Consider the following 22,337-nt stretch of genomic DNA (forward strand, 5'->3'; position numbering starts at 1 on the left):
GGGGCAGCTGTCACGGACGCCCGCCGTCCGGGTCCGGTGCCCCCGCCACCGGTTCCGGCGAACCCTGATCCAACCCGGAAAGCGGGGACGGACCGCCCGATTGTCCCGGCCCCTGTGCCACGCTGGATGTCTGATCCGAGAGGTGAGGTGGAACGGAGTGGACGAGTCACGTTGGCGCCGGGTGGGCAGTGCCCTGCTGCGGGTGATCGTGGTCTGGGCGGCCTCCACGCTCACCATGCTCGCGCTCGCCGCGCTGCTGCCCGACTTCCGGCTCCAGTCGGCGGACGGCGAGAGCGTCACCCGCACCGCTCTCACCGCGGCCTGGGGCGCCGGCGTCTTCGGTCTGCTCACCGCCCTGGTCTGGCCCTATGTGGTGCGCGCCCTGCTGCTCGTGCCCGCCCTCGTCCTCGGGCTGCTGGTCTTCTTCCTCAACGGCTCCCTGCTGCTGCTCGCCCTGCGGCTGATCCCCGACGGGCGCGGGGACGCCGCTCCCGAGACAGCGGTGGTGGTCGCGGCCGTGATGTCCGCCGTCGCCTCCGCCACCTCCACCGCGTACGCCATGCGCGACAACGATGCCTACCGGTGCAGGCTCTACCGGATCGCCACCCGGCGCCGGCGCCGCGAGGGCACCGCGGACGACGGCTGCTTCCCCACCCCCGGCATGCTCTTCCTCCAGCTCGACGGAGTCGGGCACGAGGTGCTGCTGCGGGCCGCGAAGGACGGCGTGATGCCCACGGTCGCCTGCTGGATGAACAGCAGCCACCGGCTCACCCCCTGGCGCACCGACTGGTCCAGCCAGACCGGCGCCAGCCAGCTCGGCATCCTGCACGGCAGCAATCACGATGTGCCCGCCTTCCGCTGGTACGAGAAGGACAGCGGCCGGTTCATGGTCAGCAACCGGCCCGCCAGCGCGGTGGAGCTCCAGCGGCGCGCCGTCGAGCGGACGGGCGACGCCGGGCTCCTCTCCCTCGACGGCGCCAGCCGGGGCAATCTCTTCAGCGGCGGCGCCGACCAGGCCGCGCTGGTCCTCTCCGTCTCCACCCGGCGCGGCCGGTCCAACCGCTCCCGCGCCGGGTACTTCACCTACTTCTCCGACCCGGCCAACGCGGTCCGCACCGCCCTGTCCTTCGCCGCCGAGGTGGCCCGGGAGATCCGCCAGGCCACCCGGGCGCGGTTGCGCGACGACGCGCCGAGAGTCCCGCGCGGCGGTGTGTATCCCTTCGTCCGGGCCTTCGCCACCGTCATCGAGCGGGATGTCGTGGTCTCCGCCGTCATGGGGGACATGCTCGCCGGGCGCACCGCCGTCTATGCCGACCTCGTGGCCTATGACGAGGTCGCCCACCACTCCGGCCCGCACAGCCCCGACGCGACCCGGATTCTGGCATCGCTGGACCGCTCCCTCGCGATGATCGCCAAGGTCGCCGGACACGCCCCGCGCCCCTACCGGATCGTGCTGCTCTCCGATCACGGCCAGAGCCCGGGAGAGACTTTCGAGCAGGCGTACGGGACCAGCCTCAAGGAGCTGGTCCGGGCGGAGTGCGGCCTCTCCGGGTCCACACCGGCCGACCCGATCGTGCTGGCGTCGGGGAATCTCGGGCTGATCTCCTTTCCCGAGCTGCCCGGACGGGCGAGCCGGGAGCAGATCGAAGCGCGTCACCCCGGCCTGCTGGGCGCCCTCGCCGGGCATCCGGGCATCGGCTTCCTGCTGGTGCGCAGCGAGGAGCACGGCTCGGTGGTGCTCACCGGCGGGACCGAGACACCGCTCTCCGAGCTCACCGACGACGGGCCGCTGGCCGTCTTCGGCAAGGGCACGGCGGACGCCGTGCGCCGCACCGACACCTTCCCCCATGTCGCCGACATCATGGTCAATTCCATGTACGACCCCGGGACCGGCCGGGTGCATGCCTTCGAACAGCAGGTCGGCTCGCACGGCGGTCTGGGCGGGGAGCAGTCGCAGCCCTTCCTGCTCTCGCCCCTCGACATGTCCCCGCCGGTGGAGGGGCCCGGCGCGGAGCTCGTCGGCGCCGAACAGGTGCACCGGGTGCTGCGGGGCTGGCTGCGGGAGTGCGCGGGACCGCAGATCCCCCTCGGCCAGGTCGTCGGCGCGAGCACCGCGCCGGCGGAGCCGCCCGCCCCGGCCGGGGATCGCCCGGATCGCCCCGCACCCGTCGCCGCACGGCTGATCCCGGCCGACGCGCTGACCGCGCGCGCCGCACAGCCCGGGCGGATGGAACCGTACGACAACGTGGACGCCGCCTGACGGCCCCGCGCACCGGGCCGTCGGCCGGCTTGCACACCCCTCCCGGCCTGCGGTGCAACGGCCTCTCCCGGGATCGGAGCCGATCTCCGACCCGGGGGGCCGATGGCCTTCGAGGTCGCTCTGCCGCTCGGCGAGGACGCCGATGCCGATGCCGATGCCGCCAGGCTCGGGTCCTCGCCGAGCGGCAGTAAGCGGAGTTGCCCCCGCCGCCGCAGCCCCGGAGGCACCGCGGCCCGAGCCCTGGAGGCCGGCCGGCATCCGGCGGGTCACCGGCTGCCCGCAGGCCCGGCCGCTCACCGGAATCGGTGAGGTGACCATGGACGGGGAGCGTCCGCGGGCCGACCGCGCGATCGATGTGGAGGGGTTCCGCGCGGTACGGGCCGATGACGGCGGCCGGCATCTCGGCGACCTCGTCTCCGTCTCCGTCTCCGTCTCCGACTCCGGGGACATCCGGTGCCGGTCCAGTCGCGGCCCCGGCCCGGGCGAGACTCCGCGGGCGCTGTGACACGACGCCCCCGGTGCGTGCCGGCGGCCGTGTCGAGCCGGGGGGAACACCCCGGGCCGAGTCCTTCGCATCCGCCGCCGGACCTCCCCTGAGCCGCACCGCTCGCGGAGGCGGACTTCCCTCGTGAACGGGCCGTGGCCCGTACGGCACGACAGCCGTTCGTCCCGGCCGCCGTCCACCCCGCTTCCCGGCCGCCGTCCACCCGTTTCCCGGCCGCCGCTCCGGGCGGTCGGGACGCCGGCGTTGCGGGCGGTCGGGACGGCGGCATTGCGGAATCCGGCTCAACCCGCCTCCCCCGGCGGGGTGGATTCCGCCGCGGTCCGGTCGTACCGGCCGGTGCGGAGGGGAAGGGACGCATGTCCAGGAGGTCCGCCCGATGAAAACGCTTCCGGCCGCCGCCGCGCTCCGCACCCTCGTGGGGCGGAGCGCCTCCCTCGTGCTGCTGGTGCTGCTGTCGGCGCTGCTGGTCATCCGGTCCGAGGCCGCGACACCGGTCACGGGCCCCGGAGAGGCCCGCGCGCCGCTCTCGGCGCCGCTGGACCCGGCGGGGCAGCCGGCCGAGGAGACCGAGACCCATGTGTCCGCCTCGGGCCGCGCGCGGCTCTCGGCCGGGGCTCCCGCACGGGACGGCCGGGATGTGACGCCGGGGAACGCCGGGCCGTGTCCGCGGGGACACACCGCCCCGTACCGCCGGGCCGTCGGCCCGGCGGGGGACCGGGCGGCCGTCGTGCGCGGGGTCGTGCTGCGCTGCTGAGCCTCGCGGCTCCCACCGGCCAGTCAGTCCCGACCAAACCCCGACGAGGTGCACAGCCATGCCCATCGACCCGTTCGCCGCACTCAACGCCATGCTCCGCGCGGAGGCCACCCGTACCGCGGAGCCCGCCGGCGCCGGCCGCCCCGACCGCGACACCGTGACCGCGACCGAGCCGCGCTCACCGGCCGCCGAGGAGCCCGCCGGCCCCCGGGCCGACACCTCCGCGACCTGAACGAACCCGGCCGCACCACCGCCCCGGCCGCCACGAAGCGGCCGGGGCGGTCCGCATTACCCCATGGGTAATCGACCGGAAACCGCCCTGAACGGCAGTCTTCTCCCACCGGAACTCGGGCGGCGCACTCCGTCCGAGCTCCGGCCCAACCGGGCCGACGATCCCCATGGAGGCTGAACCGCCATGTCCGCAACCCTGCTCACCGGCATCGCCCGCACCACCGAACCGCGGACCATGCTGCGCCGCTTCCTCGCCCTCGACGCCGTGGTGACGGGCGTCAACGGGGCGGCGTATCTCGCCGCCTCCGGACCGCTCGGGCGGCTGCTCGGCATGGACCGGGAGTTCCTGCTCGGCGTCGGCGCCTTCATCCTGCTGTACGGGATCGCCGTCGGCGCCCTCGCGGCCCGCCCGGCGCCCGCCCCGCTCGCGGTGAAGGCGGTCATCGAGCTCAATCTCCTCTACGCGGCGCTCAGCATCGCATCCCTCGCGCTCTGGCTCGACCCCTCCGCGGCGGGTGCCGTCTGGGTCCCGCTCCAGGCCGCGACCGTGGCGGGGTTCGCCCTCCTCCAGTGGTCGGCACTGCGCGCCGGCGCCAGGGGCTGACGGGCCGGGGAGGGGTGACCCTAACCGCACACCGACCGCAGATAGTCGACCGTCGCCGGGTCGGCCGGGAGGAAGGTCTCGATGGCCAGCTCGGCGACGGTCACGTCCATCGGCGTGTTGAAGGTGGAGATCGACGACAGGAACGACAGCGTCCGCCCCTGGTGTTCGACCACCATCGGCAGGGCGAAGGCGGGATGGAGCGGCGGCGGGTCCTCCCGGCCCACGCCGTTCGTGCCCGCCGCCACCGGGTAGGCGGCGACCTCCTCGTACAGCTCCCGCAGGGGCTCGGAGCGGGCCAGCGCGATCTGGCGCTCCATCTGGTGGAGCAGGTGGCCGCGCCACTCCGGGAGGTTGCGGACGCGCGGCGCCAGTCCCTCGGGATGGAGGGTGAGCCGCATCGCGTTCAGCGGCGGGACCAGCAGCCGCGGGGCCACATCCGCCAGGAGCATCGTGATGCCGCGGTTGGCCGCGACGACGTTGTAGAGGCCGTCGACGACCAGGGCCGGATAGGGCTCATAGCCCACGAGCAGCCGGTCGATGCCCTCCCGCAGCGCCGCCATGGACGGATCGTCGAGCGCGGTCTCCGAATACCGGGGCGCGTAACCGGCCGCCAGGAGAAGGGAGTTGCGCTCCCGGACCGGCACATCGAGATGTTCCGCGAGCCGCAGCACCATCTCCTCGCTCGGCCGGGAGCGACCGGTCTCGACAAAACTGATGTGCCGCGCCGAGGAGTCCGCGCGCAGCGCGAGCTCCAGCTGGCTCACCCGTCGCCGCTCCCGCCAGCCGCGCAGCAGTGGGCCCACACCCGTGTCGGAGAGAACAGTCGTCATACCGGAGACGGTAGTACGCCCGAGGCCCGCACGGCTCGGCGATTCCCCGGGGTGCGGCCGTCAGTCCTGCCAGTCCTTCGCGCCGCGCAGCAGCACCCGCAGGGCGCCGTCCACGTCGAGCGCGCCGGACTCCAGCTCGGCCGGGACCGTCGCGTAGGTGTGCAGCAGAAAGCGCCGCAGCGGCCCGGTGGCGAACCGGAGCAGGGCCAGCCCCGCCGCCGACCGGAGTTCGACCATGGTGCGGGTCCGGTCGTACGGCCAGATGTGCACATCGCCCCCGCCGGACGGGCCGTGCAGCCCGGAGTCGAGCAGGGAGCGGGCGAACACCCAGGTCACGCTCGTGCCATTGAGCGAGACGGAGGCGGGGAAGACCATGCGCACGGCGAATGGATCGTCGATGCCGTAGGTCAGGGAGACCGTCACGGGAGCGGGGTCCCGTGTGTTGCTGATGAGATGGGCCGGGATCGACTGTTCGACAGTGGGGAACACCGGGCCGCTCCTGAGGGTGGTGATTCGATTCGTCGTGCACTACGACGCAGCCGAAGCCATGCCCACTGCGCACCGGCCTCATTAGATAATGTGACTTACATCACACTAATGCAAGAGTGATGACAGTGGTCAAGTACCTTCGCCCGCCGCGACCTTCAGTTCCCGGACGGTCAGCGGCGGAGCGCCCAGCGGTCTCCGCCCCGGTCCGCGCAGGGCGCCGACCACGACATCGGGGTGCAGCCAGGACGACAGCGGTTCCGAGAGGGTGATCACCCCGATGAAGGCCCGGGTCAGCCGGGCACGGCCGGTCGCCGCGTACGCCAGCCGGTTCACATAGTGATTCATCAGCCCGGAGCCCGGCCGGGGCTGTTCGCCCCGGGCACCCGGGTAGCGGATGTCCAGCGAGGTCGCCAGATCCCAGGCGACACCGACCGGCCGCGCGATCGAGCGCTGCACCCGGCGCGCGAGCCCCGGTTCGTCCAGCGGGTGCGTCCGCAGGGCGTCGCGCAGCTCCACCGCTCCCTGCGCGGCGACGCTCATCCCCTGGCCGTAGACCGGGTTGTAGGTGGCCACCGAGTCGCCCATGGCGATGAAGCCGTCCGGCCACCGGGCCGATCTCTCGAAGTAGCGGCGCCGGTTGACCGTGCTGCGGGAGAGCGTCACCTCCGGCGAGAGCGGTGTGGTGAGCGAGATCAGCTCGCCGACCACCGGGTGCCGGGGTCCCGTCCGGGCGAAGCGCTCGAACTCCGCCGGATCCGCCGGGGGTTCACCGCCCCGGGTGCCCGAGAGCGTGACCATCCACCGCCCGTTCTCGATCGGGACTATCGTCGCGGTCCGCCCCGGCACGGGATTGCCCGGGTCGGACTGGACATTGACCACCGGGAAGTCCTCGCTGCCCGCCGGCGCCCGGTAGATCCGCGTCGCGTACACCAGACCGGAATCGACCTCCCCCTCCTCGATCGCGCCGATGCCGAGCTCCCGCAGCCAGGCCGTCGCCCGCGAACCCCGGCCCGCCGCGTCGATCACCAGATCGGCGCCGAGGGTCAGCTCCGTGCCGTCCGGCGCGTCGAGCCGTACCCCCGTGACCCGGTCGGCGGAGCCCAGGAGCGACCGCACGGTGTGTCCCTCGAGGATCCGGACCGCCGGCCTCCGCAGCAGCTCGGTCCGTACCACCCAGTCCAGCAGATCACGGCTGCACGCGATCATGTGCTGCATCTCCGGCCAGCGCCGGAGCCAGCCCCGGGACGAGAGGGTCACCAGACCGGTCGGCATCGGGATCCGCCGGGCCCCCGCCGCCAGCCACCGGTCGTTGATTCCGGGCAGCAGTTCCTCGAAGGCGCGGGCACCGCCCGACCAGAGCAGATGGGTGTGACGGGCCTGGGGGAGCGACTTGCGGGGTTCCGGGCCGTCCGGCAGCGGGTCGCGTTCCACGACCGTGATCTCCTCGGCGATGCCGTCCAGCGCGGCGGCGGCGAGCATTCCGGCCGCACCGCCTCCGATGACGACGGCCCGCCGGGCGCGGGAGGGGGAGCCGGAGGGTCTGCCGGGGGCGCCGGCCGAATCGTTGGGGGTGGGGCGCGTCATCGCGTACTGGTCTCCGTGTTCTCGGTGTGCGCCCGGGGGCGCCGGATGGGGAGAGGCCGTGCGGGGGTGCGCGCGGACGCCGTTGTCCGCGGGGAGACATGCGTGGTGGTGCCCTGTCCCGTCTCCGAGAGCGCCCGGTTCTCCGGTACCGGTCCGGGTGCGGACGGCGGCTTTGGGGTCCAACCGGGCGCGGGACGCGTTCCGGGCGCCGGAGTGCTCGGGGCTTCTACGGGCCGGGCGAGGGCCGGGAGGCCGGAGTGCCGGGCGGGGGAGCCCCGTCGGGAGAGGCCGGCGGGCCGGGAGGGGGCGCCGAGCCCGCGGAGAGAACCGAGTTCGCTTGTGCCACAGGTGCGGACTGTGCCACGGGCGCCCCCGGGTCCGCATCCGCCCCCTCGGCCATCCGGGTGCCCGCAGCCGGCCGCTCCTCCGAGGTCCCTGAGGCTCCCGAGGCCCCTGGGCCGGCCGGGGCACCCCTCGCCGCCGAGAGCGCCGTCTCCAGCAGGGGCGAACGCAGCGCCCGGGAGAGCAGCACCAGACACTCGCGTCCCGGTGTGAGCGCCGCCGTGAGCGCGTCCGCGCCCGCGGCCTGGTGCTCCGTCTCGTCCGGCTCGGGCCGCCCGGCCGCCCGCGTCCGGGCCGCGCCGATCACCATCCCCGCCACGGCCACCAGCCGGGCCTGCTCGCGCGGCGCCCGGTCCGCGACCGCCGCCGAGTACACCCGCTGCCGCGTCCGGTCGTCCAGATACGGCTGGAGCCTCAGGAGTTCGTCGTGGATCACTGTCTCGCGGACGGTGAGCCGCAGCTCCAGCGGTGCCCACCAGGGAATGCGCGGCACCGGCGGATTCCCCCCGGGGACCGGGCGGAGCCGGCGCCACAGGGCGCCCAGCCGCAGATAGGTGAGCAGGGCCCGCCGTACCGCGCTCACCCGGGGCCCCACCAGCGGCAGCAGAAAGCCCACCGTGATGATCATCCCGCCCATCGCGGCCATCGGCGGGGCCACGGCGGTGCTCAGCGCGTCCCAGTCCCGCCCCGTCCACCGGGCCACCAGGGCGGTCAGCTTGGCCAGCCCGAAGAGGAGGTTGAAGACCAGCCCGATCACCAGCACCACCAGCCCGATCCGCAGCCAGTGCGCCACGGCCCGCGCCCAGCGCAGGCACATCGCGGTGGTCACCACGGCGGCGACGATGTGCGCCGCCAGATAGGTGACGATCATCTCGCGGATGAACGGGGTGTTGGCGTAGTACGTGTCGAGATCGCGCAGCCGCTCCACCGGCGTCTCGCCGAGCGCGAAGAGCACCGGGATGGCGACGATGGCCGCCCCGTACGCCGAGATCCACCGCCGGGAGCTGCGCCGGACACGATCCCGGTGGCCGCCGCGCCAGTTGACGATGAGTACGAGGCAGGCACAGCTGAAGGAGCAGAGGATGCAGTAGACCAGCGGGGCGGAGAAGTTGCGGATGCCGACGAGCCCGTTGATCGCGCTGATGGTGGGCGGGGCGGCGAAGAGGAAACAGAGCGCCGCGGTGAAGAGCAGGAACAGCACGGAACGGATCAGCGGGTCGCGCCAGCCGCGCCGTAACGCCGGCAGCTTCGCCGCGAAGGCGATGGCGAGCGCGATCGCCGGAAGGTAGTAGTCCCCGTTGCTCATGTCGTCAGCTCTGGCGGTGTCCGAGGGACGCCTGGATGCGTTCCGCGACCTCGCTGAGCGGTTCCGGGCCGGGGGTCCGGTCGAGCCAGCCGCGCAGATGGGCCGCCAGCTCCAGGCCGAAGGTCTCCGCCTCGGTCTCCTGCGCCTGCCGGAAGTCCGTGCGTGCCGCGAGATGCTGGACGGCGCTCTCCAGCGGACCGCTCGCGCCGTCCGCGCCGCCGCCCGCCGGCCCGCCGTCCGCACCGCCGGTGCCGTGGGCGCCCTCCGCGACGAGCCGCGCGGCCACGGCCGGTCCGCCCTCGTGGTGGAGGGAGCTGTGCCCGGCCATCATGTGCCAGACCTCGTGACCGAAGATGATCAGCTGATGGAGCGGATGGGTGTTCTCCTGGACGCAGATGACATCCCGGTCGGTCATGTCCAGATAGAGACCGCTCGCCGTCTGCGGGGGGAATTCCACCAGATGCAGGACGACCGGCCTGCCGCGCCGCTCGCTGAGCCGGGCGCAGAGGGCGGCGAACAACTCCTTGGGCTCGGCCGGTTCGGCCTCCTCCAGCGCGCGCGCCAGATCATCGCGGAGCCGGCGCATGGCGCTCCTGGTGCCCACTTCACTCCCCCCGGTCGGTCGTCGGCCGCAGCCTGGCACCACACCGTACCGATGCTTGGCGGAGGCGGCGCGGGCGTGGCGCCGAGGTTGCGAGTTTTCAGGACACGGCCCGGGTCGATCGGAGGTCTACGCGGGGTGCGGACCCATGCCCCCGGGCGGGAGACCGTGCCGGTTGGCGCTGTAATGGTCATGTCGGAACGGTTCCCGGACTCCGGTCCGGGAGGGTGTCCGTTCTCGGGCAGGTACTCGGCAGCTTTGGCGGAATACCGACGTGCAACGGCCTCCCGATGACGCTCCGGCACCCTTTCCGGACGGTCGGGAGCCACCCCGCGGGAGTCTCGGCGGGGCAGCCGGAGCGGGGCTCACCTGTCCGGGAGCGCCGTCGGCAACCGGGACTCCCGGGCCGGTGCGGAGCCGCGCAGCGCCCGGGAGATCTCCACGAGATCGTCCGCGCGGGTGGACGGCTGTGCGCGGGCGCCCTCGTCGGCGAGCCCGGTCCGGCCCGGATCGTTCCTCCTGGCCCGGTCCGCCGCCGTGATCATCGCGGCGTCCGCGAGAATCCCGGCCCGCTCGGGAGAGTGCCCCTGCGCCAGCGCGCGGTCGCGAACGGCGATGTGCACGGCCTCGTCGAACCAGGGGCGGAGGGCGATGATCCCGTCGTGAATGGCCGCCTCCCGCTGGATCAGCCGAAGATCCAGCGGTGCCCACGGCCCGATCGACACCTCCGGCGCCCCCGGCGCGGCGGTGTCGGCCAGCAGCCGGGCGAGCGGCCGGAGCCGGTGATGACGCACCAGGGTGCGCCAGCCGATGGCGACCCGCTGCGTCACCAGCGGAAGGACGAAGCCGCCGCCGATCAGCGGTGCGGCGGCGGCGGCGAGCGGCGGTGCGACATCGGTGCTGAGGGTGTCCCAGTCCCGTCCGGTCCAGCGCGCGGCGACCGCCGTGAGCTTGGCCAGATCGAAGCCGAGATTGAGGATGTAGCCGCTGACGATCAGCAGCAGACCGGCCCGCAGCACTCCGGTCACCCGCCGGGACCAGCGCCGGCACAGCACCGCCATCACCACCGCGGCGGCCGTGTGCGCCAGCAAATAGAGCACGATCATCTCGCGGATGTACGGGGTGTTGGCGTAGTACGTGTCGAAGTCGCGCAGCCGCTCGACGGAGGCGTCCCCGAGAGTGAAGAGGACATTCAGCGCGATGATCACGACGCCGTAGACGATCACACAGAGCAGTGAGGCGCGTTTGGTCCGCCGGGTCACACCGCCCCGCCAGACAACCACCAGAATCAGACAGGCGGCACTGAAGCCGGTGAGCGCGCTGTAGACCAGGGGCGCGGCGAAGTTGGGCACTCCGGTGACCCGGTTGACGGCGGCGATCGTGGGCACCGCCGCGAGCAGAAAGACCAGCCCGGCGCTGAGCAGCAGCGCGCACACCGCCGACAGCAGGATGTCCTGGCGGTTCCGGACGAGGGCGGGCAGTTTCAGCAGCACGGCGCCGAAGAGCAGACAGGCCGGAAGGACCATGCTCGGGTTGTTCAAGGTGTCACCGGTCTTCGTTCTTCGGTCCGCCGCCGACGGGTCGGCGTGTTCGACGGGCCTTTCTCAGCCCACTGCCCCGGGGCGGCCGAGAGACACCCGGATCCGGCCGGCCAGACCGTCGGCGGGCGGGGCGGCTTCCCCGGGCAGCCCCTCCAGCCAGGGGCGGAGTTCGCTGCCCAGCATGATGCCGAACAGCTCGGCGGCGCTCTCCTCCGCCCCGGCGAAGCCCGTCCGCGCGGCCGTGTCGGCGAGGACCTCGCGCAGCGCGGCGGCGGCCGTTCCCGGTGCGCCGGGGCCCTGCGGGGCAAGGGCGGCATCGTTGTCCGGCGGACGGGTCGCCGCCGCGCCGGCGGGGGTGTGCGGCACCGGCGGGAGGAGTCCGAGGGCCCGCCGGCGTCCGCGGGGGTTCCGGGCGGGGGATCCGGGGACCGATGCGCGGGCGGCGGCGGCGCCGGCCGCGTGTCCGCCCCGGTGGCCGGCGTGCATGTGCCAGATCTCGTGTCCGAGGATCACCAGCTGATGCTGTGGCGGCGCGCACTCCTCGACCACGATCAGATCATGATCGCCGCGGTCCGCCCAGAGCCCGGTCACGGTCCCCGGAGGGAAATGGAGGAAGAGAATCCGCACTTCCCGCTCGCGGAGTGCGGTCAGCACCGCCCCGAGAGCGGTGAACAGACGGTCCGGCTCACTCGGAATGGGCAGTCGCAGATTTCCGGCCACATGAGCGCACAATCGGCGCATTTCTCTGGTTCTCACGCACACAGCACCCCACCCCGTTCGAGCCCCGTCCCCGACGCCGGGCCAGTGGAACCCCGCGTCCTGCAATCACCCTCCGTGCACATCGCGCCCCGGGTGAGTGCCCCCGTGCAACCGTACTTCGTACACGTGTGCTCCGTGTACGACGGTCTCCCAACACCGCACGGCGCCAACAGCCTCAGGCTCAGGGGATGAAAGAGCCTGAGGGGGGTGCGTATGCCCCCGAAATGTTGTACCCATGTGCAAACGGGACGTCATGTGCGGTGTGCGGGTGCGCCGACCGGTGCCGCCGTCGTCCGGATCCGGCCGGCCCGGGACGCCCGGACGCCGCCGGCTCCACCGCGCGCCCGGCCGCCGCCCCGGCCGTGCGCGGGTGCGATGACCGGACGCCGCCCGGCCGTCCCGCGGGTGCGGCCCCCGCCGTCCCGGGGCACGATGGCGGCATGCTGCTGGCCCGACTCGCCGAGGTGTCCCGGGAGGTCGCCGCCGCCTCCGCGCGCTCGCGGAAGACCGAACTCCTCGCCGAGGTGTTCACCGGCGCCGACCCGGACGAGGCCGCGCTGGTGATCTCCTATCTCGCCGGGCGCCTTCCGCAGGGCCGGATCGGAGTCGGCCACCGCCTGCTCGCCGACCCGCCGCCCGCCGCCGCCGTCCCCGCTCTCACCGTCACCGCCACGGACGCGGCCCTCACCGCACTCGCCGGGCTCTCCGGCCCCGGCTCCAGGGCGGGGCGGAAACGGCTGCTGGACGAGTTGCTGGCCGCCGCCACCGAGGGGGAACAGCGGTTTCTCATCCGCCTGCTGACCGGCGAGGTGCGCCAGGGAGCGCTGGACGCGATCGCCCTGGAGGCCGTGGCCCGGGCCGCCGGCACCCCCGCCGACGCGGTGCGCCGCGCGGTCATGCTCAAGGGGTCACTGCCGCCCGTCGCCAGAACCCTGCTGGCCGAGGGCCCGGCCGCGCTCGGACGATTCCGGCTGACCATCGGCACCCCCGTCCAGCCCATGCTCGCGCACACCGCGAAATCGGTCACGGAGGCGGTGCGCACCCTGGCCGCGGCCTGCGCGGTGGAGGAGAAACTGGACGGAATCCGTGTCCAGGTCCACCGCGACGGCGACGCCGTGCGGGTCTTCACCCGCTCGCTCGACGACATCACCGCCCGGCTCCCCGAAGTGACCGAGGCGGCCCGGCTCCTGCCGGACACTCACTTCATCCTGGACGGCGAGCTGATCGCCCTGACCCCGGACGGGCGGCCCGTTCCGTTCCAGGACACCGCCGCCCGCGCCGGCTCCCGCGCCGATGTCGCCGCGGCCCGGGCCGCCCGGCCCGTCTCCCCGGTCTGGTTCGATGTGCTCGCCGCCGGCGGCGAGAGCACCCTCGATCTCCCCGGCGCGCGGCGCCACGCCGTCCTCGCGGCGCTGGTGCCCGAGTCCCTGCGGGTCCGCCGGACGGTGGTCACCGACCCCGGGGACCCCGCCCAGCTCGCCGCGGCGGAGGAGTTCCTCGCCGCCACCCTGCGCCGGGGCCATGAGGGCGTCCTGGTCAAGGCGCTCGACGCGCCCTACGCGGCCGGCCGCCGGGGCCGCTCCTGGCTGAAGGTGAAACCCGTCCACACCCTCGATCTGGTCATCCTCGCCGCCGAGTGGGGCCACGGCCGGCGCACCGGACTGCTCTCCAATCTCCACCTCGGCGCCCGGGCGGCGGACGGCACCTTCGTCATGCTGGGAAAGACCTTCAAGGGCCTCACCGACGCGATGCTCCGGGAGCAGACCGTACGGCTGCGGGAACTGGCCGTGGAGGACGACGGCTTCACCGTACGGGTCCGTCCCGAACTGGTCGTGGAGATCGCCCACGACGGACTCCAGCGTTCCCCGCGCTATCCGGCCGGGGTCACCCTCCGGTTCGCCCGGGTGGTGCGCCACCGGCCCGACAAGGCGGCGGGGGAGGCCGACACCGTCGAACGGGTCCTGGCGGAGGGCGGCTGACCCCGCGGCCCCGCCGCGCGGGCCCTGCCGCGAGCGCGCCGAGGGGGCCGCCGCCCCGCCCGGCGGCCCCCGGCCCCCCGCCCCGGGCTCACACCGCCCAGACCCCCGTGGCCGCGGCCTCGCGGGCGTACTCCGTGAAGTCCTTCGGCTCCCGGCCCAGCACCTCCCGGACCGTGTCCGTGGTGAAGGAGTTGTGGCCGTCCAGCAGCATCGTGAAGACCCCCGCCAGCCACCCGGCCTCCTCCTCCGAGAGCCCGACCGTCGGCAGCATCTCCCGGAACTCGGCCTCCGAGAGATTCACGTACCGCACCTCACGGCCGGACGCCCGGGTCAGCTCCGTCGCCACTTCGCCGAAGGTCAGCAGCCGGGGGCCGGTCAGCTCCAGGGTCCGCCCCGCGTATCCGTCCCGGGTGAGCGCCGCCACCGCCACCTCGGCGATGTCGTCGGCGTCGATGAAGGGCTCCGTCGTCTGTCCCGCCGGCATCGGGATCGCACCGTGCCGCACGCCCTCCGCGAGCAGCCCCTCGTCGAAGTTCTGGGTGAAGAACGCGGCCCGGACGAGTGTCAGGTCGACCCCGCACTCCCGCAGCGCGTCCTCCGCCGCTTCCGCCTGGGGCTCGCCCCGTCCGCAGAGCAGTACCAGCCGCCGCACTCCGTTCTCCCGGGCCGCGCGGCCGAACTCCCGCATCGCGTCCGCCGCCCCCGGGACGGCCAGGTCCGGATAGAACGCCACAAAGGCCGCGTCCACGCCGTTCAGTGCGGGACCCCAGGTCGACGGGTCCTCCCAGTCCAGCACGGTCTCGACGACCCCGGCCGATCCTGCCCCGGCCGTGTCCGGGGCCGCCGCCTTGCGGGAGCCCGCCCGTACTCGTGTTCCCTGCTCCGCCAGGAGCTTCGCCACCCGGCGCCCGGTCTTCCCCGTGGCCGAGGTCACCAGGACTGTTTCCCGCTTCGTGTTCGCTGTCATGAGGAAAGCTTCGATCAACGGTTCTGGACTCTCCATGCTCCAGAGGCTCATGACCATGCGCATGCGTCCAGTCTTCCTGCCTCTACGCTTGCCGCATGGACGCTCTCGCCGGACTGCTGGACGGGCCGCGCGCCCGGGGTGCCTTCCTTCTCCGGATGGTGATGGAGCCACCCTGGTCGGTACGGGTGGAGGACCGGGCGCCGCTCGCCCTGATGTGCATGACCGAGGGCACGGCGTGGATCGTTCCCGACAGCGCCGAACCCGTGCCGCTGCGGGCCGGTGATCTCGCGATCGTGCGCGGCCCCGCCCCGTACACCATCGCCGACAGCCCGGAGACCGAGCCGCAGGCGGTCGCCGGACCGGGCGGCACCTGTCACAGCCTGCGCGGCCAACCGCTGATGCGGTCCATGCTGATGGGCGTACGGAGCTGGGGGAACGACCCCGACGGCTCCGACGTGATGCAGATCGGCACCTATCAGATGTCCGGCGAGGTCGGCGGGCGGCTGCTCGGCGCGCTGCCCCCGCTGATCCATCTGCCGGCCGACGCCCTGGAGTGCCCGCTGCTGCCGATTCTGGACGAGGAGCTGCGGCGGGACGAGCCCGGCCAGAGCGTGATGCTGGACCGGATGCTGGATCTGGTCCTCGTCTCGGCACTGCGCTCCTGGCTCGCCCGGCCGGAGGCGCGGGCACCCGGCTGGTACCGGGCCATGGGCGATCCGGTGGTCGGCGCCGCGCTCCGGCTGATGCAGCGGGAGCCCGCCCATCCGTGGACGGTCGCCGCCCTGGCGGCGAGGTGCGGGGTCTCCCGGGCGCAGTTCGCCCGCCGCTTCCACGAGCTGGTCGGGGTGCCGCCGATGACCCATCTCACCGGTCTCCGGCTCGATCTCGCGGCCGATCTGCTGCGTTCCTCGGACGCCACCATCGAGGCGGTGGCCAGAAAGGTCGGCTACAGCGGCTCCTTCGCGCTCTCCGCCGCCTTCAAGCGGGTGCGCGGCATCAGCCCCCGGGAACACCGCGGCGGGAACGGCGGCCCGCCGGATCCGCCGCGGTTGCCGGAACAGCAACAAATCTCGCCATGAACCGGGAGCCGGTGGAGGCTGTCACCATGAGCCATCACGATCATTCGACGAGCCGCCACGACCATTCCCCGACCGCGTTCGACTGGGACGAGATCGCTCCGATCCTGGAGCGCGGCGCCGAGGTCGAGAGCCCGCTGTATCTCAGCGCCATGAACTGGATCGCCGGCATGGTCACCCCGGCCGGGATCCGCCGGGTCCTGGACGTCGGCAGCGGCCCGGGGGTGCTGGCGCCCCTCTTCGCCGGGGTCTTCCCGCATGCCGAGGTGACCGCGGTGGACGCGTCCGCGCGACTGCTGGAGCGGGCGGCGGCACGGGCCGGCCGGGCGGGCCTGGGCGACAGATTCCGGACCATCCACGCCGAACTCCCGGGCGATCTGGAGACACTGGGCGAGGCGGATCTGATCTGGGCGGGCAATTCCCTGCACCATCTCGGAGATCAGGGCGCCGCGCTGGCCGGTTTCGCCGGGCTGCTGCGTCCCGGCGGAGTGATCGCCCTGGTGGAGGGCGGGCTGCCGCTGCGCTCGCTGCCCCGGGACATCGGCCTGGGCGAGCCCGGCCTGGAGAGCCGGCTGGAGGTCGCCAACAGCCGGGCCTTCAACCGGATGCGGACGGAGCTCCCGGACGCGAAGGCTGAGGTGGAGGACTGGCGGGCGCTGCTCGCCGCCGCCGGGCTGGTCCCGAGCGGGAGCCGTACCTTCCTGCTGGATCTGCCGGCCCCGCTGCCGATGACCGTGCGCGAACATCTCGCCGATGTCTTCGGACGGCACCACGACAAGCTGAGCGACGAGATCTCCGCCGCCGATCTGGCCGTGCTGGACCGGCTGCTGGATCCCGAGGACCCGCTGGGGCTGCTGCGGCGCGGGGACACCCATCTGCTGGTGGCGCGTACGGTGCACACCGCCCGCCGTCCCTGAGGGCCCGGCGCCGGGCCCGGGGCGGGCGGCCGGACGGCGGTCTGACCGGTGGCCGTCGCGGGCCCGCCGGCCCCGGGCCGTACCGCACCGGGAGCGGTCCGGGACCGCCCCGGCTCAGTCGCAGGGTTCGAGGAGCCATTGCTGAGCCGGGGAGTCGGTGTCCTCCCACTGCTGGATCCGGGCGCCCTCCGCGGTGCTGCCGTCGGCGACCTCCAGCGGCAGTCCGCTGATGAAGCTGACGATGGAGTGGACCCCGGGGGCGTCCAGATGCCGCTCGATGATCCACTCCTGCGCGCCGAAGTTGTTGGCGCGCCACTGCTGCACCCGGGCGCCGTTCTCCGTGGAGGCGTTCGCGACATCGAGGCGTTTGCCACTGGCGACGCTCACGAAGTGGTGGAGCCCGCTGCCGTTGGGCACGGGCTCGATCCGCCACCGCTGTGCCGGGGCTCCGCTCTCCTTCGCCTGCTGGACGACCGCCCCGCTGCCCTTCGCCCCGCCGTACACCTCCAGGAGCAGTCCACTGCGGACGTTCCGCACCAGATAGCGGCCCGCTTCGAAAGCCCCGCTCACAACTCTCGCTCCTCGTTCGGCGGTGAAACCCGGCATGCGGCCCGGCCCGGTGACCGGTCCCCGCACCCGCTTCGAACTATTGTACGAGAAAGGTGATCACCGCGTCCGCCGTCGCCGGGCCGGGCCCCCGCCGGTCAGGCTTCGTTGAAGGACGCCGGGTCGGGGCCCAGCCGTCTCCCCTCGTCGAGCGCGCCGAGCGCGGCCAGGTCGTCCGCGTCCAGCTCGAAGCCGAAGACATCGAGATTCTCCCGGATCCGGGACGGGGTGACCGACTTGGGGATCACCACATGGCCGAGCCGGAGATGCCAGCGCAGTACCACCTGGGCCGGGGTCGCACCGTGCTTGTGGCCGATGGCCGCCACCGCGGGGACCTCCAGCAGGCCCCGGCCCTGGCCCAGCGGCGACCACGCCTCGGTGGTGATGCCGTGCCGGCGGTGGAACTCGCGCGCCGGCGACTGCTGGAACTGCGGGTGCAGTTCGATCTGATTGACCGCCGGGACCACGGAGGCGGTCCCGAGCAGCCGGTCCAGATGCTCCGGCAGGAAATTCGACACGCCGATCGCCTTCGCCCGGCCGTCCGCCAGGATTTTCTCCAGGGCCCGGTAGGTGTCGGTGGCGAGGTCCCGCGCCGGTGTCGGCCAGTGGATCAGATACAGATCGACATAGTCGAGACCGAGCCGGCCGAGCGAGGCGTCGAAGGCGCGCAGCGCGCGGTCGTATCCCTGATCGCTGTTCCAGAGCTTGGTGGTGATGAAGAGATCGCCGCGGGGCACGCCCGAAGCGGCGACGGCACGGCCGGTCCCCGCCTCGTTGCCGTAGACGGCCGCGGTGTCGACGCTGCGGTAGCCCGCGTCCAGGGCGGTGGCGACCGCCTTCGCCGCCTCGTCGTCGGGCACCTGCCACACGCCGAAGCCGAGCTGCGGCATGGCCACGCCGTTGTTGAGGGTGATGGAGGGAACCTGGCTCACGAGGGGGGAGTCCTTACGTCGTCCGGGGGTGGGTCTTCTCCGTCTGTCCCGGTGATCGGCGCCGGACACGGATTCCCGGCCGCTGAACTCGGCGGGGCACCGGCTGCCGTCATCGGTACGGCCCATAGGCCGCATTTCATCAAGAAGCAACCCTAGGGCACATGACTGAACATCAGTCATGGACATGAACAGGTGTCCCGCCGGACTCACCCGTGCGGACCGGGACGGGTGCGAACGGGCCCGCCGCCCGGCCGCCGCCCCCCGGCCGCCGCCCCGGTTCGTACCCGTCCCGGTTCGCACCCGCCGGGCCCGGCCTGCGAGGATTTCCCCGGCGGTGACCGTCCGCGCCCCACCCGCCGCACTCCGCCCGCACCGCCGCTGTCCCCGAGGAGCCGGCCCATGCACCCGTACCGCGCCGGAATCTCCCCCGCCCCGGCTCCCGAGTGGCGGCTGCGCTGGTCCCCCTCCCCGGCCCGGGACGGACTGCGCGCCTTCGAGACCGTGGAGGACGACCGGGCCGGATCCCACCCCGCCGCCGCCCCGCACATCCGTCCCGAGGGCGACGCCTTCCGCTTCTCCCTGCACACCGCCGACCGCGACACCGCCACCGACCGCCAGCGCCAGGAGGTCACCGGCTGCCGCGACGGCGACTCCTTCCTCCGGTGGCGGGCCGGGGAGACCTGGCGGGTCACCTACTCGATGCTCATCCCCGCCTCCCTGCGGGCCACCACCACCTTCACCCACATCATGCAGATGAAGCAGCCGGGCACCGGATCACCCCCGATCGCCGTCCAGTCGCTGCGCCGGGTGAACGGCGTCCAGACCATCGAGCTCAAGGTCTTCACCTCCAACACCCTCGTCGGCCGGACCCCTCTCGAACCCCTCCACGGCCACTGGGTCGATGTCGATTTCCGGATCGCGATCGGCAGCGGGAGCTCGGGCTCCGTCCGCTGGATCCTCAGCCGGGCCGGCCGCACCGTGATCGACGAGTCGAGAACGGGTGTCGCCACCTTCCTCGCCGACCGGGTGCGTCCCAAGTGGGGCATCTACCGATCGCTGGGGGACACTTCCGGTTCCCTGCGCGACTGCCATCTCCTCCTCGGCAATCTGCGCTGCCACCAACTCGTCCGCTGAGTGCGGGCCCCCGGCCCGCTCACCGGTACAGCGCGTCGATCTCCGCCGCGTACGCCCGCTCGATCGCCGCCCGCTTCGGCTTCAGCGACGGGGTGAGCAGCCCCTGCTCCTCCGTGAAGGGATGCGCGAGGATCCGGAAGGTACGGATGGACTCCGCCCGCGACACCAGAGTGTTCGCGGTGATCACCGCGCGGCGGATCTGGGCCTCGATGCCCGGATCCCGCACCATCCCGGCGGCGGCGAGCGGCGGCCGGTCCCGCATGGCCAGCCAGTGCTCCACGGCCTCCTGGTCCAGGGTGACCAGCGCCGCGATGAAAGGGCGGTCATCGCCGACCACGAGACACTGCGCCACCAGCGGATGCGACCGCACCCGCTCCTCCAGCGCCAGTGGCGACACACTCTTGCCCGCCGAGGTCACCAGCACCTCCTTCTTCCGGCCGGTGATCGTCAGATGGCCCTCGTCGTCGAGCGATCCGAGGTCGCCGGTCGCCAGCCAGCCGTCATGGAGCACGGCCTCGGTGGCCCCCGGGTCGTTGAGATACCCCGAGAACACATGCGGCCCGCGCAGCCACACCTCACCGTCCGCCGCGATGTGCACCGCGGTCCCCGGCAGCGGCCGGCCGACCGTGCCGAACCGGGGCCGCTCCGGCGGGTTCGCGGTCGCCGCCGCGGTCGACTCGGTGAGCCCGTACCCCTCGAAGATCCGCACCCCCGCGCCCTCGAAGAAGAGCGCCAGCCGCCGGTCCATGCCGGAGCCGCCCGACATCGCGTACCGCACCCGCCCGCCCAGCGCCTCGCGCAGCTTCGCGTACACGGCCTGCTCGAAGAAGCGGTGCCGCATCCGCAGGCCCGCCGACGGCCCGGGGCCGAGCCCGAACGCCCGCTCCTCCTTCGCCTCCGCGTACCGGACCGCCACCTCCGCGGCCCGCTCGAACGGGCCGCCGCGCCCCTCGGCCTCCGCGCGGCGCCGCGCCACCTGGAAGATCTTCTCGAAGACACAGGGAACGGCGAGGAAGAAGGTCGGGCGGAACGACACCAGATCGGGGAGGAGCGTGTCCGGCCGGAGCACCGGCTGATGACCGAACCTCATCCCGCCGCGGACCGCCGCCACCTCGACCACCCGCCCGAGGACATGGGCCAGCGGCAGAAAGAGCAGGGTCGCGGGCGGAGCACCGGGCCGGGCCCGGAAGAGCGACTTCCACCGTCCCATGAGCGTATCCGTCTCGAACATCAGATTGGCGTGGGTGATCACGCACCCGCGCGGGCGGCCCGTGGTGCCCGAGGTGTAGATCACCGTGGCGGTCGAATCCGGGGTCACCGCCAGCCGGTGCCGGTGCACCACCTCGTCGTCCATCCGCGCACCGGACGCCGTCAGTTCGCCGACCGCGCCCGCGTCGAGCTGCCACAGCCGCTTGAGCATCGGCAGCCGGCCGATCACCGAACCCACCGTCATCACTTGGTCCTCGTGCTCCACCACACAGGCGGTGGCCCCCGAGTCGTGGAGTATCCAGCGGACCTGCTCGGCCGACGACGTCGGATAGACGGGAACGGACTGCGCGCCCACCGTCCAGATCGCGAAGTCGAAGAGCGTCCACTCGTACCGCGTACGGCACATCAGCGCCACCCGGTCGCCGAACCGGACGCCTCCCGCGAGCAGCCCCTTGGCCAGGGCGAGCACTTCCGAACAGAACTGGGCGGCGCTCACATCCCGCCAGTGGCCCGCTCCGTCCTTGCGGCCGAGGACGATCCGTCCCGGTTCGCGCTCGGCGCGTTCGAAGACCGTGTCGGCCAGACCGCCGACCTGAGGCGCCGCGTCGAGGGGACGGACGGTGAACTCGCGCAAGGGGCCGCTCCTTGTGGTGCTCCGCACAGCGCCGCGACGGTACCCCACGCCAATGACCGGTGACAGGGCGTCGCGGAAGGTGTGGACGAATGGCATCACCACCGGTCAGACGGAGAAATCCGGTCACACGGGGAAGTCCCGGACAGATTTCTGCGTGCGGAGTAAGCGAGCCGGGGTGGAATCTCCACACCATTCGTACGGTGAGCACACCGCCGCTTTACGGACTTTTGGTCATCGCGCAGGCATGGCGCCGGGCCGTGTCCGGCACCGCGGCCCGGCCTCCCGGGGCCGCCCGGGGTGTCGCGCACGGCCGGCCCGGGGCCGGTTTCCCGCCGCACCGCTGCCGCCACCTGGAACGACGCCGGGGACGGCTGAGACGATCACCCCATGAGCACCCCGCCGATACGTTCCTTCCGCACCCGCCCGTGCACCCTCGTCGTCTGCCGGGGCTGCTGCTGCGGCAGTGCCCGCAAGCACCCGGGCACCGACCACGAGGGCCAGTTGGCCCGGCTGCGCACCGCCGCCGCGGCCTCCGGCGGACGGCTGGAGGTGCGCGAGAGCGACTGCCTCGGCCCCTGCGGTCAGGCCAATGTGATCGTGGTCCAGCCCTCGGCGGAGGCCCGTCGCCGGGGTGCGCGCGCCGCCTGGATCGGCTGGGTGCTCGACGACGGAGCCGTGGACGACATCCTCGCCTGGGTGCGCGCCGGCGGGCCCGGAGTCGCCGAACCCCCGGCCACACTGGAGCTCCAGACCATTCCGGCACCCGCCAACCGTCCCTGAGCCGGCCGGGACCGGGACCGGGCGCCGCCGTACGCGTACCGTCGCCGGGCCGGGAGGGCCGCCCAACCCGCCCGCCGCGACGGGACGTTCCGCACACCTTGTGGCGAATGCCTACCGCCGGTGATCGCGATCTGCTGAGATGTGGACACCGATGGTGACGCGCGGGACGACTGACGCGGCAGCCACCCGGGCACCCGACGGGTCCGCCGCCCCCGTACCGGCGCCGCGCCATTCCGCCCGGCCCCGGGCCCGACACCGCACAGCCCGAAGAACGCCCGCACGAACGATTGGTGGCGC

21 protein-coding genes are annotated in these 22,337 nt (G+C 73.3%); 10 read left to right on the forward strand and 11 right to left on the reverse strand.

Features of this window, described 5'->3' with window-relative positions; genetic code table 11:
• Nucleotides 1–157 precede the first annotated feature (157 nt).
• From AAFN69_RS12040 to AAFN69_RS12060, 5 genes are all read left to right on the forward strand, one after another.
• On the forward strand, nucleotides 158–2,260 hold the full coding sequence (locus AAFN69_RS12040) for a phage holin family protein (protein WP_347728386.1): 2,103 nt from the start codon (nucleotides 158–160) through the stop codon (nucleotides 2,258–2,260).
• A gap of 316 nt (nucleotides 2,261–2,576) precedes the next feature.
• Nucleotides 2,577–2,765, forward strand: coding sequence for a hypothetical protein (locus AAFN69_RS12045; RefSeq protein WP_347728387.1), 189 nt, complete (start codon nucleotides 2,577–2,579; stop codon nucleotides 2,763–2,765).
• A 376-nt stretch (nucleotides 2,766–3,141) separates the two neighbouring features.
• Nucleotides 3,142–3,519 carry a hypothetical protein gene (locus AAFN69_RS12050; protein ID WP_347728388.1) on the forward strand — a complete coding sequence of 126 codons (378 nt, stop codon included), beginning with the start codon at nucleotides 3,142–3,144 and terminating at the stop codon, nucleotides 3,517–3,519.
• A 58-nt stretch (nucleotides 3,520–3,577) separates the two neighbouring features.
• Nucleotides 3,578–3,751 (forward strand): hypothetical protein, encoded by a 174-nt coding sequence (locus AAFN69_RS12055; protein WP_347728389.1) that lies wholly within the window; start codon nucleotides 3,578–3,580, stop codon nucleotides 3,749–3,751.
• Nucleotides 3,752–3,934: 183 nt separating this feature from the next.
• On the forward strand, nucleotides 3,935–4,354 hold the full coding sequence (locus tag AAFN69_RS12060) for a hypothetical protein (protein ID WP_347728390.1): 420 nt from the start codon (nucleotides 3,935–3,937) through the stop codon (nucleotides 4,352–4,354).
• Between the two features lie 20 nt (nucleotides 4,355–4,374).
• Here the strand turns inward: AAFN69_RS12060 and AAFN69_RS12065 are convergent, their stop codons facing one another.
• The 7 genes from AAFN69_RS12065 to AAFN69_RS12095 form a co-directional block, all read right to left on the reverse strand.
• Nucleotides 4,375–5,184, reverse strand: coding sequence for a helix-turn-helix transcriptional regulator (locus AAFN69_RS12065; protein WP_347728391.1), 810 nt, complete (start codon nucleotides 5,182–5,184; stop codon nucleotides 4,375–4,377).
• Nucleotides 5,185–5,244: 60 nt separating this feature from the next.
• Nucleotides 5,245–5,673 (reverse strand): SsgA family sporulation/cell division regulator, encoded by a 429-nt coding sequence (locus AAFN69_RS12070; protein WP_347728392.1) that lies wholly within the window; start codon nucleotides 5,671–5,673, stop codon nucleotides 5,245–5,247.
• A gap of 129 nt (nucleotides 5,674–5,802) precedes the next feature.
• Nucleotides 5,803–7,257 carry an FAD-dependent monooxygenase gene (locus tag AAFN69_RS12075; protein WP_347728393.1) on the reverse strand — a complete coding sequence of 485 codons (1,455 nt, stop codon included), beginning with the start codon at nucleotides 7,255–7,257 and terminating at the stop codon, nucleotides 5,803–5,805.
• Between the two features lie 226 nt (nucleotides 7,258–7,483).
• On the reverse strand, nucleotides 7,484–8,905 hold the full coding sequence (locus AAFN69_RS12080; RefSeq protein ID WP_347728394.1) for an MAB_1171c family putative transporter: 1,422 nt from the start codon (nucleotides 8,903–8,905) through the stop codon (nucleotides 7,484–7,486).
• Nucleotides 8,906–8,909: 4 nt separating this feature from the next.
• Nucleotides 8,910–9,491 (reverse strand): hypothetical protein, encoded by a 582-nt coding sequence (locus tag AAFN69_RS12085; RefSeq protein WP_347728534.1) that lies wholly within the window; start codon nucleotides 9,489–9,491, stop codon nucleotides 8,910–8,912.
• A 380-nt stretch (nucleotides 9,492–9,871) separates the two neighbouring features.
• The gene (locus tag AAFN69_RS12090; protein WP_347728395.1) at nucleotides 9,872–11,047 is read right to left on the reverse strand and encodes an MAB_1171c family putative transporter; all 1,176 of its coding nucleotides are present in this window, start codon (nucleotides 11,045–11,047) and stop codon (nucleotides 9,872–9,874) included.
• 63 nt (nucleotides 11,048–11,110) lie between these two features.
• Nucleotides 11,111–11,803, reverse strand: a complete 693-nt coding sequence (locus tag AAFN69_RS12095; protein ID WP_347728396.1) for a hypothetical protein — start codon at nucleotides 11,801–11,803, stop codon at nucleotides 11,111–11,113.
• A gap of 443 nt (nucleotides 11,804–12,246) precedes the next feature.
• On the opposite strand from AAFN69_RS12095, the gene AAFN69_RS12100 reads away from it, so the two are divergent.
• Nucleotides 12,247–13,785: an ATP-dependent DNA ligase gene (locus AAFN69_RS12100; RefSeq protein WP_347728397.1), complete on the forward strand. Its 1,539-nt coding sequence runs from the start codon at nucleotides 12,247–12,249 to the stop codon at nucleotides 13,783–13,785.
• Nucleotides 13,786–13,873: 88 nt separating this feature from the next.
• Here the strand turns inward: AAFN69_RS12100 and AAFN69_RS12105 are convergent, their stop codons facing one another.
• On the reverse strand, nucleotides 13,874–14,752 hold the full coding sequence (locus AAFN69_RS12105) for an NAD(P)H-binding protein (protein ID WP_347728398.1): 879 nt from the start codon (nucleotides 14,750–14,752) through the stop codon (nucleotides 13,874–13,876).
• Between the two features lie 95 nt (nucleotides 14,753–14,847).
• On the opposite strand from AAFN69_RS12105, the gene AAFN69_RS12110 reads away from it, so the two are divergent.
• The gene (locus AAFN69_RS12110; protein WP_347728399.1) at nucleotides 14,848–15,831 is read left to right on the forward strand and encodes an AraC family transcriptional regulator; all 984 of its coding nucleotides are present in this window, start codon (nucleotides 14,848–14,850) and stop codon (nucleotides 15,829–15,831) included.
• 26 nt (nucleotides 15,832–15,857) lie between these two features.
• Nucleotides 15,858–16,745 (forward strand): class I SAM-dependent methyltransferase, encoded by an 888-nt coding sequence (locus tag AAFN69_RS12115; RefSeq protein ID WP_347728400.1) that lies wholly within the window; start codon nucleotides 15,858–15,860, stop codon nucleotides 16,743–16,745.
• 114 nt (nucleotides 16,746–16,859) lie between these two features.
• Here the strand turns inward: AAFN69_RS12115 and AAFN69_RS12120 are convergent, their stop codons facing one another.
• Both AAFN69_RS12120 and AAFN69_RS12125 read right to left on the reverse strand, forming a co-directional pair.
• The gene (locus tag AAFN69_RS12120) at nucleotides 16,860–17,315 is read right to left on the reverse strand and encodes an RICIN domain-containing protein (RefSeq protein WP_347728401.1); all 456 of its coding nucleotides are present in this window, start codon (nucleotides 17,313–17,315) and stop codon (nucleotides 16,860–16,862) included.
• Nucleotides 17,316–17,449: 134 nt separating this feature from the next.
• The gene (locus tag AAFN69_RS12125) at nucleotides 17,450–18,283 is read right to left on the reverse strand and encodes an aldo/keto reductase (protein ID WP_347728402.1); all 834 of its coding nucleotides are present in this window, start codon (nucleotides 18,281–18,283) and stop codon (nucleotides 17,450–17,452) included.
• A 399-nt stretch (nucleotides 18,284–18,682) separates the two neighbouring features.
• Here AAFN69_RS12125 and AAFN69_RS12130 point away from each other — a divergent pair, with 399 nt between their 5' ends.
• A complete protein-coding gene (locus tag AAFN69_RS12130) occupies nucleotides 18,683–19,417 on the forward strand; it encodes a heparin lyase I family protein (protein ID WP_347728403.1) in 735 nt (244 codons plus the stop codon).
• A gap of 19 nt (nucleotides 19,418–19,436) precedes the next feature.
• On the opposite strand, the gene AAFN69_RS12135 is transcribed toward AAFN69_RS12130, so the two are convergent.
• Nucleotides 19,437–21,260: a long-chain fatty acid--CoA ligase gene (locus tag AAFN69_RS12135; protein ID WP_347728404.1), complete on the reverse strand. Its 1,824-nt coding sequence runs from the start codon at nucleotides 21,258–21,260 to the stop codon at nucleotides 19,437–19,439.
• A 387-nt stretch (nucleotides 21,261–21,647) separates the two neighbouring features.
• Between AAFN69_RS12135 and AAFN69_RS12140 the strand changes: the two genes are divergently transcribed.
• Nucleotides 21,648–22,040, forward strand: a complete 393-nt coding sequence (locus tag AAFN69_RS12140; RefSeq protein ID WP_347728405.1) for a (2Fe-2S) ferredoxin domain-containing protein — start codon at nucleotides 21,648–21,650, stop codon at nucleotides 22,038–22,040.
• Nucleotides 22,041–22,337: the final 297 nt, after the last annotated feature.

This window comes from Streptomyces sp. CAU 1734, assembly GCF_039888735.1.
Taxonomy (GTDB): domain Bacteria; phylum Actinomycetota; class Actinomycetes; order Streptomycetales; family Streptomycetaceae; genus Streptomyces.